The organism is Streptomyces sp. NBC_00464 (assembly GCF_036013915.1).
Classification (GTDB): domain Bacteria; phylum Actinomycetota; class Actinomycetes; order Streptomycetales; family Streptomycetaceae; genus Streptomyces.
In genome coordinates this window covers 6268012-6285000 of record NZ_CP107899.1, presented here as the reverse complement: position 1 = coordinate 6285000, position 16989 = coordinate 6268012, and the positions used below count along the sequence as shown (strand labels likewise).

19 protein-coding genes and 3 pseudogenes (1 of these 22 only partly in view) are annotated in these 16989 nt (G+C 68.3%); 10 read left to right on the top strand and 12 right to left on the bottom strand.

The features are described 5' to 3' along the window. The 5 genes and pseudogenes from OG912_RS28320 to OG912_RS28300 form a co-directional block, all read left to right on the top strand. On the top strand, window positions 1-1095 hold the 3' portion of the coding sequence (locus tag OG912_RS28320; protein WP_327711806.1) for a recombinase family protein. Its footprint begins 354 nt before the window's first position; only the last 1095 of its 1449 coding nucleotides appear in the window; its start codon lies beyond the left edge, outside the window; the stop codon is at window positions 1093-1095. Between the two features lie 265 nt (window positions 1096-1360). Then, window positions 1361-1565: pseudogene (locus tag OG912_RS28315) on the top strand (hypothetical protein). Further along, window positions 1549-2072 (top strand): annotated as a pseudogene (locus OG912_RS28310) (DUF6879 family protein). Before OG912_RS28315 ends, OG912_RS28310 begins: the two co-directional pseudogenes overlap by 17 nt. Further along, the gene (locus OG912_RS28305; protein ID WP_327711805.1) at window positions 2069-2902 is read left to right on the top strand and encodes a helix-turn-helix domain-containing protein; all 834 of its coding nucleotides are present in this window, start codon (window positions 2069-2071) and stop codon (window positions 2900-2902) included. Before OG912_RS28310 ends, OG912_RS28305 begins: the two are co-directional and overlap by 4 nt. A gap of 291 nt (window positions 2903-3193) precedes the next feature. Then, a complete protein-coding gene (locus OG912_RS28300) occupies window positions 3194-3433 on the top strand; it encodes a DUF7848 domain-containing protein (RefSeq protein WP_327711804.1) in 240 nt (79 codons plus the stop codon). Between the two features lie 35 nt (window positions 3434-3468). Here OG912_RS28300 and OG912_RS28295 read toward each other — a convergent pair whose 3' ends face one another. The 5 genes and pseudogenes from OG912_RS28295 to OG912_RS28275 all read right to left on the bottom strand — a co-directional run. Then, window positions 3469-4053, bottom strand: coding sequence for a recombinase family protein (locus OG912_RS28295; protein WP_327711803.1), 585 nt, complete (start codon window positions 4051-4053; stop codon window positions 3469-3471). 692 nt (window positions 4054-4745) lie between these two features. Continuing rightward, window positions 4746-5033, bottom strand: a complete 288-nt coding sequence (locus OG912_RS28290; RefSeq protein WP_327711802.1) for a hypothetical protein — start codon at window positions 5031-5033, stop codon at window positions 4746-4748. 357 nt (window positions 5034-5390) lie between these two features. Further along, window positions 5391-5909, bottom strand: coding sequence for a hypothetical protein (locus OG912_RS28285; protein ID WP_121711534.1), 519 nt, complete (start codon window positions 5907-5909; stop codon window positions 5391-5393). Between the two features lie 167 nt (window positions 5910-6076). Beyond that, window positions 6077-6688 (bottom strand): DNA-3-methyladenine glycosylase, encoded by a 612-nt coding sequence (locus tag OG912_RS28280; protein WP_327711801.1) that lies wholly within the window; start codon window positions 6686-6688, stop codon window positions 6077-6079. A 14-nt stretch (window positions 6689-6702) separates the two neighbouring features. Next, window positions 6703-6960: pseudogene (locus OG912_RS28275) on the bottom strand (DNA-3-methyladenine glycosylase); the annotation flags it as partial. A 73-nt stretch (window positions 6961-7033) separates the two neighbouring features. On the opposite strand from OG912_RS28275, the gene OG912_RS28270 reads away from it, so the two are divergent. The 3 genes from OG912_RS28270 to OG912_RS28260 all read left to right on the top strand — a co-directional run bounded on the left by OG912_RS28270 (window position 7034) and on the right by OG912_RS28260 (window position 9073). Next, entirely contained in the window at window positions 7034-7816 is a 783-nt protein-coding gene (locus OG912_RS28270; RefSeq protein ID WP_326735412.1) for a sporulation protein, read from the top strand. A 63-nt stretch (window positions 7817-7879) separates the two neighbouring features. Then, on the top strand, window positions 7880-8419 hold the full coding sequence (locus tag OG912_RS28265) for a YbhB/YbcL family Raf kinase inhibitor-like protein (RefSeq protein ID WP_327711800.1): 540 nt from the start codon (window positions 7880-7882) through the stop codon (window positions 8417-8419). Between the two features lie 147 nt (window positions 8420-8566). Beyond that, window positions 8567-9073 (top strand): HNH endonuclease, encoded by a 507-nt coding sequence (locus tag OG912_RS28260; RefSeq protein ID WP_327711799.1) that lies wholly within the window; start codon window positions 8567-8569, stop codon window positions 9071-9073. A 59-nt stretch (window positions 9074-9132) separates the two neighbouring features. Here OG912_RS28260 and OG912_RS28255 read toward each other — a convergent pair whose 3' ends face one another. The 4 genes from OG912_RS28255 to OG912_RS28240 form a co-directional block, all read right to left on the bottom strand. Next, window positions 9133-9900 (bottom strand): sulfite exporter TauE/SafE family protein, encoded by a 768-nt coding sequence (locus tag OG912_RS28255; RefSeq protein ID WP_327711798.1) that lies wholly within the window; start codon window positions 9898-9900, stop codon window positions 9133-9135. Window positions 9901-9962: 62 nt separating this feature from the next. Further along, entirely contained in the window at window positions 9963-10901 is a 939-nt protein-coding gene (locus OG912_RS28250) for an SPFH domain-containing protein (protein ID WP_327711797.1), read from the bottom strand. Between the two features lie 153 nt (window positions 10902-11054). Continuing rightward, window positions 11055-11483, bottom strand: coding sequence for an NfeD family protein (locus OG912_RS28245; RefSeq protein WP_326735417.1), 429 nt, complete (start codon window positions 11481-11483; stop codon window positions 11055-11057). A 79-nt stretch (window positions 11484-11562) separates the two neighbouring features. Next, window positions 11563-12360 (bottom strand): ABC transporter ATP-binding protein, encoded by a 798-nt coding sequence (locus OG912_RS28240; RefSeq protein ID WP_148016018.1) that lies wholly within the window; start codon window positions 12358-12360, stop codon window positions 11563-11565. Window positions 12361-12559: 199 nt separating this feature from the next. Between OG912_RS28240 and OG912_RS28235 the strand changes: the two genes are divergently transcribed. After that, window positions 12560-13339, top strand: a complete 780-nt coding sequence (locus OG912_RS28235) for a hypothetical protein (protein WP_326735418.1) — start codon at window positions 12560-12562, stop codon at window positions 13337-13339. A gap of 176 nt (window positions 13340-13515) precedes the next feature. Here OG912_RS28235 and OG912_RS28230 read toward each other — a convergent pair whose 3' ends face one another. From OG912_RS28230 to OG912_RS28220, 3 genes are all read right to left on the bottom strand, one after another. Beyond that, entirely contained in the window at window positions 13516-13767 is a 252-nt protein-coding gene (locus OG912_RS28230; RefSeq protein WP_219572718.1) for a chaplin family protein, read from the bottom strand. Between the two features lie 150 nt (window positions 13768-13917). After that, entirely contained in the window at window positions 13918-14562 is a 645-nt protein-coding gene (locus OG912_RS28225) for a response regulator transcription factor (RefSeq protein WP_326735419.1), read from the bottom strand. Beyond that, a complete protein-coding gene (locus tag OG912_RS28220) occupies window positions 14555-15700 on the bottom strand; it encodes a GAF domain-containing sensor histidine kinase (protein WP_327711796.1) in 1146 nt (381 codons plus the stop codon). The genes OG912_RS28225 and OG912_RS28220 overlap by 8 nt, the downstream gene beginning before the upstream one ends. A 460-nt stretch (window positions 15701-16160) precedes the next feature. Between OG912_RS28220 and OG912_RS28215 the strand changes: the two genes are divergently transcribed. Continuing rightward, the gene (locus OG912_RS28215) at window positions 16161-16916 is read left to right on the top strand and encodes a transglycosylase SLT domain-containing protein (protein ID WP_327711795.1); all 756 of its coding nucleotides are present in this window, start codon (window positions 16161-16163) and stop codon (window positions 16914-16916) included. The last annotated feature ends 73 nt before the right edge of the window (window positions 16917-16989 follow it).

The window sequence follows — 16989 nt, the reverse complement described above, 5'->3', positions numbered from 1 at the left end:
CTGTCCACTCCGTCCGGCCGTCTCGCTGCTCGCATCGGCGCTGTGGTGGCTCGCAACGAGACCGAGATGCGAGTAGAGCGTCAGGTGCTCGGACACCAGCGGCGCAGGGAGTCGGGGAGGCCCTTCTGGAGTACTCGCCCCTTCGGCTTCGAACGGGACGGCAGGCACCGGGAAGCAGAGGCGGAAGCCCTGCGGCAGGCGTACCGGGATGTCCTGGCCGGCGTCACCCTCTGGTCCATCGCGAAGGACTGGAACACGCGTGGACTGCTCTCGCCGCACGGCAAGGAATGGCGCAGCTCGAACCTTCGCAGCGTCCTCTTGAAGCCGAGGAACGCGGGAATCCAGACGTACTCGCAGTGGGTAGAGAAGCCGGACGGGAAGCGCGTGCGTCGGACCGAGGAGACCGGCGCGGGCAACTGGGAGGCGATCGTCTCCGAGGGCATATTCCGGGCCCTGGTCCGCCACCTGAGCGACCCCGAGCGCAACACGGGCGGAGGCGGCAAGCGCAAGGCCCTGCTGTCCGGCGTGGTCCGCTGCTCGAAGTGTCAGGCCGTCGTCACTCAAGGGTGGAGCAAGAAGAACGCGGCAGGCGAGCGGTACCGCATCTACACCTGTTCGGGTGGTCGGTGCATCACCTGCCCCGCGGATCCGCTTGACTCCTTCGTGGTCAGGAAGGTCATCGACAGGGCCGAGGAGTGGAACGCGGCACCGGCCACGGATGCCGCAGACGAGGAGCGAGAGACCGAGCTGCTGGCCGAGGAGACGGCCGCATCCGAGAGGCGCACCGCCCTGGCGGAGATGTTCGCCGTAGGGGACATCGACGCGTCGACCTTGCGGACGGGCATCGGCAGGTGTGACGCCGACCTGACCAAGATCCGGGCTGAGCTGGCAGACCTGGCATCGCAGCGGGTGCGCGTCGACCTCGGCGACATCGAGTACCTGTGGGAGGAACTGGACTACGAGGACCCCGACCGCATCGAATACGTGAGGACCGTCGTCATTCAGGTCTGCGAGCGAGTCGAGCTGATGCCGCGCGGTCGAGGGGTCCGATCCTTCAAGGGCGAGCACTGCCGGATCACGTTCCGGAACCCCTGAGATCCGATCACGGAGGGCCAAGCCGGCTGTCGGCGCCACGTGGCGACGGGCCCTGTCTGACGAGAGTCGGGCGGGGCCCTTCGTCATACCCGGCGAGAAGGAGCCGGACATCCCTCAGAGCCTCTGTGCGCACCTCTCGCTCCCCAGTTCATGCAACAACGTGCATGAGTCACGTCTGTGCATGGACCGTCGCGATCGGCCCCCGTACGGTCGTCTCAGGCGGCCCGACCGGGCCGACCGGGCCGACAAGTCAAGGGGGTTCCGCATGGCACGCGAAGAACTGACTCGGCTCACTGGCAACGGCAACGGCACGTGTGGAGAGGACGACTGCTCGAACGTCTACCGCACCGCTTCCGGCTCCATCGTGGTTCAGGGTGACGTGTCCGACGCCTTCACTCCCCCGCAGGGGGAAGGGCTCGTGGAGATCCCCGAGAGCGTTCTTCGGGGCCGTTCGTGCTCTTGGATGGTGACGACTGGCGGGCGATGCTCCGGGGTTTCCAGAAGGAAGCGTGGCGACTGGAGACCCTGCCCCAGTACCTGGTACCGCAGGAGGCGGAAGAGTTTGAAGCCTTCCGGGCAGGCAACCGCGTCGACCCGCACGCCTACTCGTCCGCGTACGCGGAAGACCTGAAGCGGCTATGCGGCGAGGGTAAGAGCAAGGGTCGAGTACATGTCCTGACTCGACCGCTCACCGAGTACCTGCGCTTCGAGTTCTCCCGGTACTACGCCCGCACGTGCTCGCCGGGGAGGACATCCGCATCCTTGACGTGACCGAGCGAGAGAACCCGTTGCCAGATGTCGAGGACTTCTGGCTGTTCGACCGCTCGACAGTCGTCCTGATGCACTACGAGGTCGACGGCACGCAGATCAGCCGGGAGCTGTACGAGGGTGACCCTGCGCCGTTCATCGAGTGGCAGCGCATCGCCGTTGCCGAGTCTGTTCCCTTCCTGGAGTACGCGGAGCGCGTGACGGAGTGACGTTCGAAGCTGAGCAGCTTGGCGAGTCCGGCACCGAACTCGCCTCTCTGCTTCGGGACTTGCGCAAGCGAGCCGGCCTCTCAGGGGACCGGCTCGCCGCGCGCTGCAACATGTCCCAGTCGAAGGTGTCTCGCATCGAGAACGGCCGGACACGGCCGTCCCTGGTCGACGTCGAGCAGATCTTGCGAGCTCTGGACGCTCCGCCGGGACTGGTCGCCGAGGTCTCCGCCCTCGCCAGGATGGCGAACACCGAGTGGCGGAACCTCCGAGAACTTCGGCGCAAGGGGCTCGGTACGAGACAGGCCGAGCTGAAGTCCCTCGAAGCGTCCTCCACGCAGATGCGGTACTTCCTGCTCTCGATGGTTACCGGACTGCTCGCAACCCCGGAGTACGTACGGGCGAGCCTGGCCCACTCGACAGCCGACACGAGCAAGGCAGTGGCGGGGAAGCTGGGACGGCAAGCCGTCCTCTACGACGCCTCGAAGCGGTTCACGTTCGTTCTGACCGAGCAGGCGGTTCGCTGGCCGGTCGTCTCCCCACTGGCACTGGCCGAGCAGATGGACCGGCTGGCGTCCCTGTCCTACCTCCCGAACGTTCAGATCGGCGTGATCCCCGTAGGGACACCTACGCCCCGAACCCCTCTGAGTACGTTCACCATCTACGACGCCGCGTTGGTCACCATCGAGACGACAGCGGGAAGTCTCGTACTCCGCGACGGCCGAGATGTCCAGGCGTACCTGAAGGAGTTCGCCGGGTACGAGGAACACGCCCTCTTTGGCGAAGACCTTCGAGCGCGGCTCTCCGAGTGGTCCGCCGGTTGCCGTGCATGACTTCAGTCGACTACGCGACTGAAGCACCATCCCGTGCGCACCCCGGGGGATCATCCTTCGGCAAGCGAACAGTCGGGAGGTCGCACGGATGAGCACACCCAAGACGACGATGGACGGGCCGGTATACGTGACCCTTCCCTCTGCACCGCCCGACCCCGTGTCGGGTTGTCGTGAGTGCCTTCGGTACGGCGTGGCTCGTGCGAACGCCACATCGGTCGGGGACTACTCGCAGGTGTCGGACGTGAACGTGGCCCTGCGGGTTCATCTCCGGAACGAACACCGGGTGCACTGATGGCGCGCACGGTTCTGCGGTTCGTGACGCACCGGATCGCGCAGCATCCGGACACTGACGTGACGTATGAGGCGGAGTGCCTGCACTGCAAGTGGAAGGCGGAGTCTTCGACGGACAGTGCTGCGGTCGACGTCGAGTGCATGAGCCATACCGGCATGAGCAACCATCGTGGATTCCGGCGGATCTGCACGGCGTTCGCCATGGTGGTGCGGGCCGATGAGGATAAGCCTTCGGCATAGAGCCGAGGGCCTGTCTGAACTCATGCGCGCCCGTCTCAGGCGCTCTCTCCAAGGTGTCGGTACAGCGTGGCTCGGGAGATTCCGAGGGCCTTGGCGATGGCACTGACGCTCTCTCCCTTGGCCTTCCTGGCACGGGCCACGGTGAGTACATCCTCGTCCACCACAGACGGCCGGCCGCCGGTACGGCCCTGCGCCTTGGCCGCTTCCAGCCCGGCCCGCGTGCGGTCCTTGATGAGCGACCGTTCGAACTCCGCCATGGCCGCGATGATCTGGAAGAACAGGCGGCCATCGGCCGATGTGGTGTCGACGGAGGAGAGCGCACCGTCGAGCACGCGGAACCCTATGCCTCGCTCGCGCAGTCCATCGACGATGGACACAAGGTCGATGAGCGACCGGCCGAGCCGGTCAAGCTTCCACACGCACAGGACGTCGCCGGGTCGGGCGTAGTCCAGTACGGCCGTGAGCTGCGGCCGGTCGGTGTTCTTGCCACTGGCCTTGTCCTCGAAGATGCGGGCGCACCCTGCGCCCGTCAGCGCGTCGTGCTGCAGCTGCCCTTCCTGGTCGTCGGTGGAGACGCGGGCGTATCCGATGAGCTGGCCGGTGGCAGTGGTCGTCGTCATGACACGGACTGTCTCAGAACTCATCTCAAAACATCAAGCCCAAGGCGGATGTTTCGAGACGGGTTTTGAACAGGGCTGCGCCCTCTCCCGGGGTCGCTCTCATCTCGTCTCACAAACCTTCGTTTTCGAGACGGCTCTACTCGGTCACACTGCGCCACAGTCGACGGTCAGCGGCGCGGGAGTGAGGCATCGGGAGGGGTGGGGGTCTGACCCCCTGAAGGGGTCTTGACTGACCGCCACGTCTTAGCAGCCAAGATTCCGCCACGGTTTCAAGTCCGTCTGACGATCCCCGATAGTGGCGGCGAGTGGATATCACCTGGTCACAGGCTTGCCCTTCGCCGACAGCGACGGCGGAAGCATGTAAGGAACAGGGCCTTACGGCTGTGACAGTGGGGCGCGGCAGCGCCCCCGCGGTCTTGCTGGCTTGCCCCTGTCGGCCCCTCTCGGGGCCGCACTGTCGTAGGCCACTTGAGACTGTGGCGGCCGGTAGGCCGCCCCCTGCCGCTTCCCCTTGCCCTTGCCCTTGCCCTTGCCCTTGCCCTTGCCCTTGAGCCTGACCGCTTTCCTCAGTCGGCTCGAAGGGGCCGGACTGCACTGAGCCAAATAGATAAGAGAGCACGCGAACGTTTCCGCAGGTCAGAGCCTGTGCCGCTACACGCCAGACGTGCTCTGACTACACGCCCGAGATGTAGTCACCGGTCCTGATGGAGGCGGCAGGGGACTGGCGCACCCTTGCCCTTCTGGAACAGATGTGAAGGCAGGACTAGGCAGGCGGCCCCGGAACGGGGCGAGACAAGGTCGAGTTCCTTGGCGCGGGCCACCGCGTTGCGGGTGCTCTGGTCGGACAGCGACTTGCCGTCCTTGCCCAATAGGGCGGCCAGCCGGCCGGGCTGGAAGCCTGCGTGTCCTTGCCGGTCTGCCCACCCGATGGCAGCGAAGTGGACGCGGTAGGCGAGTGGGTGTCCCGGGTGCTGTGCCATGCGCCGGTACTCGTGCTGGGAGACTCCGCCCCACGGGCGGTCATGGCCGAAGCTGATAGCCCCTGGGGGTGGCTCCTTCCTGTGCGGCGCACACGAGTGCGCCGGTGACCCCCGCCGGATGGCGGGACATGTACCTCCCTTTCGTTGCGGGGGTGGACCGTGCACGGATGGCGCGATCTCTTCACAGGTGGACGCTCAAGCCCTTCGGGTCTGAACTCGGTCTCGTGCGGTCGGGAGCGACGGCGGCGACCTGGCCGAGGGATTTTATACGAGATAGGGAGGACCCGTTCAGGGAGCCTCCCGTTGGGTGCTGCTCTGTTCAGCCGGAGCCTGCTTCCAGAGCGCCCCGGTCAGTAGCTAGCGACCCACTGTGCTCCAGTCGGCGGGGGCAGGCGGCACCGTACGGCCTGCGGCGTGTTCGCCGAGGCGCCGGGTCAGTTCCGGCAGATCGTAGGCAGGGAAGCTGACCTGTAGGAGGCGCAGGCCGAAGTCCGACGGCTGGTCCCCCTGAAACATCGCCGCGTCCATCGGCTTGATCTTCACGTCCCAGGCGTCGGGGGCGGCCCAGTGGGTCATCCGCACGTAGAACGCGTCTCGCGGTCCGGCATTTGCGACGGCTGAAAGGAAGGCGAGTCCGCTGTCCACCGGGAAGTCGATAAGCATCCAACCGCGGCGGGACTCCACCCACTCCGCCATGTGCGGCAACTTCACCGGCCAGTCCGCGTTGCTCTCGGCCAGGTCCTGGCAACAGGTGAACGTGTCGATGCCACACTCCCAGATCGCCTGGATAGCTGGTGCGAGCTGCTCGTCGATCTGGGCCTGGAGGTTGCCGACCCGGACGAGAACGGTGGGATGCGTTCCTTCGTAAGACGTCATCGCAGGAGCATAGAAGCGGAGTACGACATCAGACCCGGCGGGCCCCCGCCAGCAGTCACTCGACCGGCCAGGTATGCGTCACGGGCCGCGCTCGCGGACGATCACGCATCGCCTGACCCGACTCCGCACCGACTCACCGGCGGGCCGTCAGCAAGGCGCACAGCGAGTCAGGCTCCTGTGGTCGGTTTGGCTCGCGGGCTCAGTCGGTACGCCGAGACCGTTGGATCACCGGCGAGGTAGAACCGGTGTTGCCAGTCGTGGGCCTTGCTCACGCCTACCCGAGGACCAACCTGGATGAGCGCGCCAGGTACTGGCTCACCCTCGGACAACACGACCGAGGTACCTGTCAGGAGGTCTGCGCCGTTGTGCTCTGCCGTGATGCCGAGTGCCTGGCAGAAGTTCCCCGGGCCTCGGGCCAGACGTGAGCTCTCGACCCTCTCGCCTCGCCGCTGGCGTGCCAGGTCTTCCCCCTCGATGACCCTGCCTGCGCGGATGAGGACACCCGAGGCGATGCCATCCGTCCCTGTGACGACGTTGGCGCACCAGTGGAGACCGTGGGACCGGTAGACGTACAGGTGGCCTGCGGGTCCGAACATGACCGCGTTACGGGGTGTCCGGCCGCGGTAGGCGTGGGAAGCCGGGTCGGCCGCGCCGGAGTACGCCTCGGTCTCAGTGATGGCGATGCTCACGGTGCCCTCTGGGGTCTTGCAGGTGAGTACACTCCCGAGCAGCTTGGGGGCGACTTCTTCGGCAGGGTGGGCGAGGAGATCGACATTCATGCTGACTGCCTTGACATGCCGTAGGTGAAGTAGACGTACGCGTGGCCGGGCGGTCCGTACATGACGCCGTTGCGGCGCGTCCGGCCGCGGAAGGCGTGGGAACCGGGGTCGATCTCTCCCGCGTACGCCTCCACCTCGGTGAGGCGCACCTCGATCGGGCCGTCCGGCGTGCTGCGGACCAGGGTGCGGCCCAGAAGATCCGGCGCCACCTCCAGTACGGGGCGGTCGAAGAAGTCCCGCGTCAGCGGCGTACGGTCCTGGCCATCGATCATGACGTTCGAGGTTACCGGGAACCGACTACGGTCATGGCGCGTATGTAGGGGTCAGGACCAAGGAGGAGAAAACATGGGCTTCAAGCGGCTGCTCGCAAGCATGGGTGCCGGCGGTGCCTCGGTGGAGACGGAGCTGACCGAGCTCAACGTCGTACCGGGTGGGGTTGTTCAGGGCGAGGTGCGGATCCAGGGCGGGTCCGTGGACCAGCAGGTCGAGGGGCTCTCCGTCGGTCTGCAGGCCCGCGTCGAGGTCGAGGGCCAGGACCAGGAGACCAAGCAGGACATCGAGTTCACCAAGCTGCGCCTCGGCGGCGCGTTCGAGGTGCGGGCCGGTGCGGTGCACGTCGTGCCGTTCGGACTCGAGATCCCGTGGGAGACGCCGATCACGATGTTCGCGGGCCAGCACCTGCGCGGCATGAACATCGGGGTGACCACCGAGCTGGAGATCGCGCGGGCGCTGGACTCCGGCGACCTGGACCCGATCAATGTGCATCCGCTGCCTGCGCAGCAGGCCATCCTGGACGCCTTCGGGCAGCTGGGCTTCGGCTTCCGCAGTGCTGACATGGAGCGCGGGCACATCCGGGGCACCCGTCAGCGGCTGCCGTTCTACCAGGAGATCGAGTTCTTCCCGCCGTCGCAGTACCGGGGACTGAACCAGGTCGAGCTGACGTTCGTCGCGGACGACCGCGAGATGGACGTCGTTCTGGAGATGGACAAGAAGCCTGGGCTCTTCAGTGAGGGCAGCGACTCCTACCGTGCGTTCAAGGTGGGTCTCAACGACTTCCAGGGGACCGACTGGACGGCGTACCTGAACCAGTGGCTGGCGCAGGTCGGCGGGCAGCGCAACTGGCTCTAGGGTCGGAGGGAAGGAGATCTTCCGAGCCTTCCGAGAGCAGAACCGATCAGGAGAGGTGCTGACGTGACCGAGCCGAAGAGGGCCCCGCTTCCGCATGACTTCCATCCCGAGGTCCCCTCGTTCACCGTGGTGAGCGAGGACCTCGCCCCGGGGGCCGTGCTTGCGGACGCACAGGTCCACGCGAAGGGGAACACCTCGCCGCAGCTGCGGTGGGAGGGGTTCCCGGCGGGGACGAAGAGTTTCGCCGTGACGTGCTTCGACCCGGACGCCCCGACGGGCAGCGGGTTCTGGCACTGGGTGGTCTTCGACATCCCGGCGTCGGTCACGGAGTTGCCCGCGGGTGCGGGCAGCGGGAAGTTCGAAGGGCTGCCCGCAGGTGCCGTGCAGGCCCGCAACGACTACGGGTCGAAGGAGTTCGGCGGCGCCGCCCCGCCGGCCGGTGAGAACCACCGCTATGTCTTCACCGTGTATGCGGTGGACAGCGAGAAGCTCGGCCCCGACAGCGACACCTCTCCCGCGGCGGTCGGTTTCAACCTGCGGTTCCACACGCTGGGCCGTGCCCAGCTGATCGGTGAGTACGCGGAGCCCGCCGCGAGCGAGTGAAGCCAAAGGTTCCACCCCTGTTTGCCCTGCCCTGGTCTTGGAGAGATCAGGGCAGGGCATTTTTTATTGCGTTGTCCATCACGGCCGGCCCGGCCAGAGTTGATCCGGGCCTGCCAGGGGGCGGGCGGCACACGGGAGGTGGGCGAAATGCGGGACACACTGGTGCTGAACGCGAGCTTCGAGCCGCTGTCGACGGTGACGCTGAACCGTGCGGTGGTGCTGATCCTTCAGGACAAGGCCGTCGTCGAGCAGTCGCACCCCGATCTCCGTATGCGTGGTGCCGCCGTGGACATTCCGGTGCCCCGCGTGATCAGGCTCTGCCGGTACGTACGGGTGCCGTTCCGAAGACAGGCACCGTGGTCCAGAAGGGGTGTGCTGATCCGGGACCAGCACCGGTGCGCGTACTGCGGGCGGCGGGCGAGCACCGTCGACCACGTGGTGCCGCGGGCGCAGGGAGGCCAGGACACCTGGCTCAACACGGTGGCCTCGTGCGCCGAGGACAACCACCGCAAGGCCGCGCGTACGCCTCAGGAGGCGGGGATGCCGCTGCTGAGGCAGCCGTTCGTGCCGTCGCCCGCGGACGCGATGCTGCTGGCGCTGGGGGCCGGTGACAGGTCGGCGCTGCCCGAGTGGCTGGCGCAGTCCGCGGCGTAGCCGCCGTACGCCCGGTGATGTAGCGGAGCCCGCTTCCTGGAGGGGGTGGGCTCCGCGTGTCAGCGGAGCACCAGCTGGACGATGGCGACCGTACCGACCGTGACGATGAGGCCGCGCAGGAACGTGGGGCTGAGCCGGCGGCCGATCTTGGCGCCGATCTGGCCGCCGAGCGCGGAGCCGACGGCGATCAGCGCGACGGCCGTCCAGTCGAAGTCCGCGACGAAGAGGAAGAAGAGCGCGGCGATGCTGTTGACGACGGCGGCCAGGACGTTCTTCACGGCGTTGAGGCGCTGCATGGTGTCGTCGAGCAGCATGCCCATCAGGGAGAGGTAGATGATCCCCTGGGCGGCGGTGAAGTAGCCGCCGTAGACGCTGGCCAGCATCAGGCCGATGAAGAGCAGTGGGCCGCCGTCGGGGCGGGCGGTGGTGCCGGTGTGTTCGCGCCGGCGCTGGACCGCTTTGCTGATGCGTGGTTGCAGGATGACCAGGACGAGGGCCAGGGCGACGAGGACCGGGACGATGGTCTCGAAGGCCGTGGAGGGCAGCGCCAGCAGCAGGGTGGCGCCGGTGAGGCCGCCGATCAGGGCGCCTGCGGAGAGCTTCAGGACGCGTCGGCGCTGTCCTTCGAGTTCCTTGCGGTAGCCGATCGCGCCGCTGATGGAGCCGGGGATCAGACCGAGTGCGTTGGAGACCGTCGCGGTGACCGGGGGCAGGCCCGTGGCGAGCAGGACCGGGAAGGTGATCAGCGTTCCCGATCCGACGATCGTGTTGATCGTGCCCGCGCTGATGCCCGCGCCGAAAACAGCGAGCATCTCCCAGATGGTCATTCCGAATCCCCCGTGCATGATCAGTGTTTGGTGCACCGATCATGCCCGAGGGGGTGTACACGTCAGTCGACCGGGGGTTCCTCGCGGCGCTCCTTGCCGGTGTTGCCCGTGTTGAAGCCGGGCATGCCGGTGCCGAGGTTCCCGAAGGCGCCGCTGAGGCCCTTGAGGGCGTCGCCGATCTCGCTGGGCACGATCCAGAGCTTGTTGGCGTCGCCCTCGGCGATCTTCGGGAGCATCTGGAGGTACTGGTACGAGAGGAGCTTCTGGTCCGGGTCCCCGGCGTGGATCGCCTCGAAGACCGTACGGACGGCCTGGGCCTCGCCCTCCGCGCGCAGGGCGGCCGCCTTGGCCTCACCCTCGGCGCGCAGGATCGCGGACTGCTTCTCACCCTCCGCGGTGAGGATCGCCGACTGGCGCGTGCCTTCGGCCTGGAGGATCGCGGCGCGCTTGTCGCGGTCGGCGCGCATCTGCTTCTCCATCGAGTCCTGGATGGAGGTGGGCGGCTCGATCGCCTTCAGCTCGACGCGGTTGACGCGGATGCCCCACTTGCCGGTGGCCTCGTCGAGGACTCCGCGCAGCGCGGCGTTGATCTCCTCGCGGGAGGTCAGAGTCCGCTCCAGGTCCATGCCGCCGATGATGTTGCGGAGCGTGGTGACGGTGAGCTGCTCGATGGCCTGGATGTAGCTGGCGACCTCGTACGTCGCGGCCCTGGCGTCGGTCACCTGGTAGTAGATGACGGTGTCGATGTTGACCACCAGGTTGTCCTGGGTGATCACCGGCTGCGGCGGGAAGGGCACGACCTGTTCGCGGAGGTCGATCCGGTTGCGGATCGAGTCGATGAACGGGACGACGATGTTCAGGCCTGCGTTGAGGGTGCGGGTGTACCGGCCGAAACGTTCCACGATGGCGGCGCTGGCCTGGGGGATGACCTGGATCGTCTTGATCAGAGCGATGAAGACGAGCACCACCAGAATGATCAGGACGATGATGATCGGTTGCATCGTTTCCTCGTGCCCTTCGGTTGCCGACGGATCGCGATGAGCGAGGTCGAGATCGTATGGGCCGTGGGTCAGGTCGGTTGTCCTGCCGGTCCGGCTTCCATGATGATCGACATCGAGTCTCGCAGAACGGGCGCTGCTGTGGGGGCTGTTCGGTCACATGACGACGGCGGTCGCCCCGTCGATGTCGACGACATCGACCTGTTGGCCCGGTTCGAAGCTGAGCTCGGCGTCGAGGGCGCGGGCGGACCAGATCTCCCCGGCCAGCTTGATGCGGCCACCACTGCCGTCGACCCGTTCCAGGACGACGGCCTGACGGCCTTTCAGCGCGTCGATGCCGGTGGCGAGCCGGGGCCGGTCCGCGCGATGCCTGTTGGCGATCGGGCGGACCACGGCGATCAGTGCCACCGAGACGATGACGAAGACCAGGACCTGGGCCACGATTCCGCCGCCCAGCGCCGCGACGACCGCCGCGGCGATCGCCCCGACGGCGAACATGCCGAACTCGGGCATCGCGGTCAGGACCAGGGGGATGCCCAGTCCCACCGCGCCGATCAGCCACCACACCCACGCGTCGATGTCCACGTGGTCATCGTATGACCGTGAGTACCTCCGCGGACAGTGCGCGACCGGTCGGGTAGGGCTGCGATCCGGGCAACGCCCCTCAGCCGAGCGGCAGTCCGCGGGCGGTGTAGCGGTCGCCCTGGTGCTCGACGACGAGCGGCAGACCGAAGCAGAGGGAGAGATTGCGGGAGCTGAGCTCGGTCTCCATGGGGCCGGCGGCGAGCACCTTGCCCTGGCGGATCATCAGGACGTGGGTGAAGCCGGGGGCGATCTCCTCGACGTGGTGGGTCACCATGATCATGGAGGGCGCGTACGGGTCGCGGGCCAGCCGGCCGAGCCGGCGGACGAGGTCCTCACGGCCGCCGAGGTCGAGACCGGCGGCCGGCTCGTCGAGGAGCAGCAGTTCGGGGTCGGTCATCATGGCGCGGGCGATCAGGGTGCGCTTGCGCTCGCCCTCGGAGAGGGTGCCGAACTTCCGGTCGAGGTACTCGGTCATGCCGAGCCGGTCGAGGAAGGCGCGGGCACGGTCCTCGTCGACCTTGTCGTAGTTCTCGTTCCAGGTGGCGGTCATGCCGTAGGCGGCGGTGAGCACCGTCTGCAGGACCGTCTGGCGCCTGGGCAGCTTCTCGGCCATGGCGACGCCCGCGATGCCGATGCGGGGGCGCAGGTCGAAGACGTCGGTGCCGACACCGCCGAGCTGCTCGCCGAGGACCGTGGCGGTGCCCTTGGTCGGGAAGAGGTAGCTGGACGCGATGTTGAGGAGGGTGGTCTTGCCGGCGCCGTTCGGGCCGAGGATGACCCAGCGCTCCCCCTCCTTGACCGACCAGGAGACGTCGTCCACCAGAGCGCGTCCGTCGCGGACCACGGATACGTCCACCAGCTCCAGTACATCGCTCATGAGCGCGTTGTCTCCCCATGCAGTCTCGAGATCGTCGCGTGCCTGTGGGCACAGCTCCCAGGGAAAACCTACGCCACTGCGTGAGCGCTTCAGGCGCTGGGCCCGTCGTCGAGCGGTTGTGGCACCGTCCCCGTGGGGCCGTGGGGCGGGTCCCGTGGGGGTGGGGACAGGGCCCGGGTCCGTTCCCTAGGCTGTTGCCATGCTTTCGGAACCACGCTCAGGGCTGCTGGCCGCTTGGGGCAACGCGTTGCTGGCCGGACTCGTTTCGCCGGACGACGCGGCGCTCGCCATTGTCGGAGAGGACGCGGTGCACCGCGTCGAGGGGCTGCCGGGTGAGGCGGGACCGGTCGGTCTCACGCTCGCGCTGGGGCGGCTGCGGGGGCTGGGGGTGACGGGCTTCCGGGTCGCGCTGCCGGTTCCCGGGCACCCGCTGGGCCTCAGCGGCCCGGCGGAGTTCAACGCCCGGGCGCTGGAGGCGGAGGAGGCCGTGGTCACCTACGGGGCGCCGTACGGGCTGGTGCCCGAGGTGCGGGAGGCGGGGCCCGCCGGGGATCTCCACGTCGATGTGGTGTGGCAGTGCCTGGCGGTGCGCGAGGCGCCGCCCGCGGATGTGCCTTCGCTGGGCGAGGCGGAGCGGGAGCTCGCCGAGGCGTTGCGGGATGCGACGGCGCTGCTGTCACGGCTCGACGTGGCGGGGTCGGGGCCGGTGGCCGAGGCGGCGGTGGACGCGTACCGGGCGCGGGCGGAGCGGGGGCGCGAGGTGCTCGCCCCGGGGTATCCGCCGCGGGCGGTCCGGGTGCTGGAGCTGGCGCAGCGGGTCGGGCTGCTGGTCTCGGTGGCGCAGGAGAACGGACACGGCGGTGCGGTGAGCGCGTCGGAGATGGCGGCGCGGGGGGAGGCGCTGCGGCCGGTGGAGCGGGTGGCCCGGCGGGCGCAGGTGGCCGCGTACAACGCGTATGTGGAGGAGCGGGCGCGGTAGCGCGGGCGGTGCGGTACCGGAGCGGGCGCGATAGCGCAGCGGTCGGTTCCGGAGCGGGCCACCCGTTGCCCTTGAGGTCCGGGCGGTTCGGGGCGCGCGCGAGGGCCGGACGGCAGGATGCCGCCGGGCCGGTTCCCTGGAGGCCCGGCCGGCGGCATCGCCGTGGGTGCGGGGCGTCAGCCGTTCAGGCCGAAGTTGCCGAACGCCGGGTTGAGCAGGCCGATCACGTTGACGGTGTTGCCGACCACGTTCACCGGGACGTGGACCGGGACCTGGACGAGGTTGCCGCTGGCCACACCCGGGGAGTGGGCCGCGACACCGTGGGCGCCGGCACCGCTGTGACCGGTGGCGGAGGCCGCGCCGGCACCGGCGGCGATGATGCCACCGGCGATCATGGTGACGGCAGCAGCCTTCTTCAGGTTCTTCACTTCAGGATCCTCCTAGCGTCGCTGCGGCCAGCCGCCGCAGCACGCCATGAAGAACGCCCCGGACCGAAAGAGGATGCGCCGTTCGGGTGACGTACACACGGGAGTGTGAAATCCGTGCCCGAAGGATGACGCTCTGTTTCGGTCTCCTGTTCAGCCCGCCGCCCCGTGCCGGACGGCCCAGAGGGCCGCCTGGGTACGGTCCGATAGGTCCAGCTTCATCAGGATGTTCGAGACGTGCGTCTTGACGGTCTTCTCGGAGAGCACCAGCGCCCGTGCGATCTCCCGGTTCGACCGGCCGTCGGCGATCAGGCCCAGGACCTCCCGCTCCCGTTCGGTGAGGGTGCTCCCCCGGCCCGTCCCCGTACCGGGGTCGTCCTGGGCGAGCAGCGCACCGGCCACTTCCGGCTGGAGCAGGACATGGCCCGCGTGCACCGAGCGGATGGCACCGGCCAGTGCGTCGGGGTCGACGTCCTTGTACACGTAGCCGGAGGCACCGGCGCGCAGGGCGGGGACGACGGTGCGCTGCTCGGTGAAACTGGTGACGATCAGTACCTTGGCCGGGTTCTCCAGCTCGCGAAGCCTGCGCAGGGCCTCGATGCCGTCGGTGCCCGGCATCTTGATGTCCATCAGCACCACGTCGGGACGCAGCTCCTCCGTCCTGGCCACGCCTTCGGCGCCGTCGGAGGCCTCGCCGACGACCTCTATGTCGTCCTGGATCTCCAGGAACGTACGCAGACCGCGGCGGACCACCTGGTGGTCGTCGACCAGCAGCACCCTGATGAGCTTGTCAGCCACCGGGCACCTCCATCTCGATCGTGGTGCCCTTGCCGGGCGCCGATTCAACGGTGAGCCTGCCGCCGACACCGCTCGCCCGGTCCCGCATCGAGACCAGGCCCAGATGCCGCCCCGCCTGACGGGTGGCCGCCGGTTCGAAGCCGCAGCCGTCGTCCGTGACCCGCAGCACCGTGTCGCCGTCACGGCGGGTGAGGGTGACGTCGACGTGGCCGGCCCCCGAGTGGCGCAGGGCGTTGTGCAGGGCCTCCTGGGAGACCCGGAGCAGCGCTTCCTCCTGGGCGGCGGGCAGGGCCCGTACACCCGCGCTCGCGAAGGTGACCCGGGCCGTGTGGGCACGGTCCAGGACCTGGATCTGGGTACGGAGCGTGGCGATGAGGCCGTCCTCGTCGAGCGCGGCGGGGCGCAGTTCGACGACGGCGGCGCGCAGCTCGTCGACGGCCTCAGCCGCCAGGGCGGCGACCTGCTGGAGCTCGCCCTTGGCGCGGGCCGGGTCGCGGTCGACCAGGGCGGCGGCCGCCTGGGCGGTGAGCCGCAGGGAGAAGAGTTTCTGGCTGACCGCGTCGTGCAGCTCGTGGGCGAGCCGGGAGCGTTCCTCGGCGATGGTGAGTTCGCGGCTGCGCTCGTAGAGCCGGGCGTTGGTGAGGGCGATCGCCGCGTGCTGGGCGAGGATCGCCAGCAGTTCCTCGTCCTCCGCGGTGAATCCGCAGCCGCCCGCGGGCTTCGGGCAGCGCTTGTTGGCGAGGAAGAGGGCGCCGATGATGTCGTCGCCGTCCCTGATCGGCAGCCCGAGGAAGTCGGACATGTCGGGGTGTGCGTCGGGCCAGCCCTCGAAGCGGGGGTCCTTGCGCACGTCGGCCAGGCGCTCGGGCTTCGCCTCATGGAGCATCGCGGCGAGGATGCCGTGCTGCCGCGGAAGCGGGCCGATGGCCTTCCACTGCTCGTCGCTGACGCCGTCGACGACGAACTGGGCGAAGCCGCCGTGGTCGTCGGGGACCCCGAGGGCCGCGTACTCGGCGTCCAGCAGTTCGCGGGCCGACGCGACGATCGTCTTCAGGACGTCCCGCATTTCGAGGTGCCGGCTCATGGCGAGCAGCGCGGCACTCACCGCTGCGAGGCCCGACGGTGGGCGATGGCTCATGGCCTCACGGTACCGGCGGCCCGCCCGCCCCGTATCCGCCTGTGGACGGCCCCTGACCAGGGCGGAGGGACTAGGACCAGGCGCCGAGCCGCTCCTCCGCGGGTCCTGGGGGCGCCCCCGCAGGGCCCTCCGCGGCACCGCACCGTACTGGAGCTTCACATTCCGCATTGCTGAAGCAACGGACGGTGAGTTTGTTACCCGCCCGATGTGAGGCCATGCATAGGACCCACGTCACTTACGAAGCCACCTAGTGGAACGAAAAGGGCGATTTGGGTGGTCATGGGCAGGGATCGGTAACGGCCAACGCCGTCCTGTTCCACTACCTGGCTTCGTACGTCACACCTTTGCCACGGCGTTTTTCCACCGCTAACAATTGCAATCGTCCCCGACGGAGATGCGAAAACGTCTCCCGTCTTCGTCCTCCGTGAGGACCTTCCGCGATTCGAAGAGGTACGCCTGTATGTCCGCGTCCAGCATTCCCGGCCGTCTCCGTAACCTGAACAAGACCCAGAAGCTCTCCGTCGTCGGCATCTCCGCCGTCGCCGCCGCTGCCCTCTCCTTGTCCCTGGTACCCGGTAACGCCGAGGCCAAGACCGAGCCTCAGGCACTCTCCGCCGCCCCCGTCGTCTTCGGATCCGCCGCATCGGCCCCGCAGGCCAAGACCATCCAGGCCAGCATCATCGAGCAGCACTCCACCGCCGAGCAGCTGGTCAAGGCCGCCGACACCGCGCGGGCCAAGAAGGCCGCCGCCGTGCAGGCGAAGGTCGACGCCGTCGCCAAGGCCGACGCCAAGAAGGCGAAGGCGAAGGCCGCCGCGAAGTGGAAGGCCAAGAAGGCCGCCGAGAAGCGCAGCTCGCACGCCGCCAGCCGCTCCGAGTCCCGTACCCACGTGTACGCGAACAACCTCGACGGCTGGATCAAGGAATCCCTGGCCATCATGAAGGACAAGGGCATCCCGGGCACCTACGACGGGCTGCACCGCAACATCATCCGTGAGTCCAGTGGCAACCCGAACGCCATCAACGACTGGGATGTCAACGCGGTCAACGGTGTCCCGTCGATCGGTCTGCTCCAGATCATCAAGCCGACGTTCGACGCCTACCACGTCAGCGGTACTCCCCACACGCAGTACGACCCGGTCGCCAACCTCACCGCCGCGGCCAACTACGCCGCCGACAAGTACGGCTCGATCGACAACGTCAACAGCGCGTACTGAGCGGTTCCGGACCACGCCGAAGGGCGGCACCCCGCGGGGTGCCGCCCTTCGGCGTGCGTGCTGTGCGCAGTCG

Coding starts and splice junctions, on each gene's coding strand:
- OG912_RS28300 (WP_327711804.1), top strand. CDS start 3,194: ATGGCGCGCACGGTTCTGCGGTTCGTGACGCACCGGATCGCGCAGCAT.
- OG912_RS28295 (WP_327711803.1), bottom strand. CDS start 4,053: ATGACGACGACCACTGCCACCGGCCAGCTCATCGGATACGCCCGCGTC.
- OG912_RS28290 (WP_327711802.1), bottom strand. CDS start 5,033: ATGGCACAGCACCCGGGACACCCACTCGCCTACCGCGTCCACTTCGCT.
- OG912_RS28285 (WP_121711534.1), bottom strand. CDS start 5,909: ATGACGTCTTACGAAGGAACGCATCCCACCGTTCTCGTCCGGGTCGGC.
- OG912_RS28280 (WP_327711801.1), bottom strand. CDS start 6,688: ATGAATGTCGATCTCCTCGCCCACCCTGCCGAAGAAGTCGCCCCCAAG.
- OG912_RS28270 (WP_326735412.1), top strand. CDS start 7,034: ATGGGCTTCAAGCGGCTGCTCGCAAGCATGGGTGCCGGCGGTGCCTCG.
- OG912_RS28260 (WP_327711799.1), top strand. CDS start 8,567: ATGCGGGACACACTGGTGCTGAACGCGAGCTTCGAGCCGCTGTCGACG.
- OG912_RS28255 (WP_327711798.1), bottom strand. CDS start 9,900: ATGACCATCTGGGAGATGCTCGCTGTTTTCGGCGCGGGCATCAGCGCG.
- OG912_RS28250 (WP_327711797.1), bottom strand. CDS start 10,901: ATGCAACCGATCATCATCGTCCTGATCATTCTGGTGGTGCTCGTCTTC.
- OG912_RS28240 (WP_148016018.1), bottom strand. CDS start 12,360: ATGAGCGATGTACTGGAGCTGGTGGACGTATCCGTGGTCCGCGACGGA.
- OG912_RS28235 (WP_326735418.1), top strand. CDS start 12,560: ATGCTTTCGGAACCACGCTCAGGGCTGCTGGCCGCTTGGGGCAACGCG.
- OG912_RS28220 (WP_327711796.1), bottom strand. CDS start 15,700: ATGAGCCATCGCCCACCGTCGGGCCTCGCAGCGGTGAGTGCCGCGCTG.
- OG912_RS28215 (WP_327711795.1), top strand. CDS start 16,161: ATGTCCGCGTCCAGCATTCCCGGCCGTCTCCGTAACCTGAACAAGACC.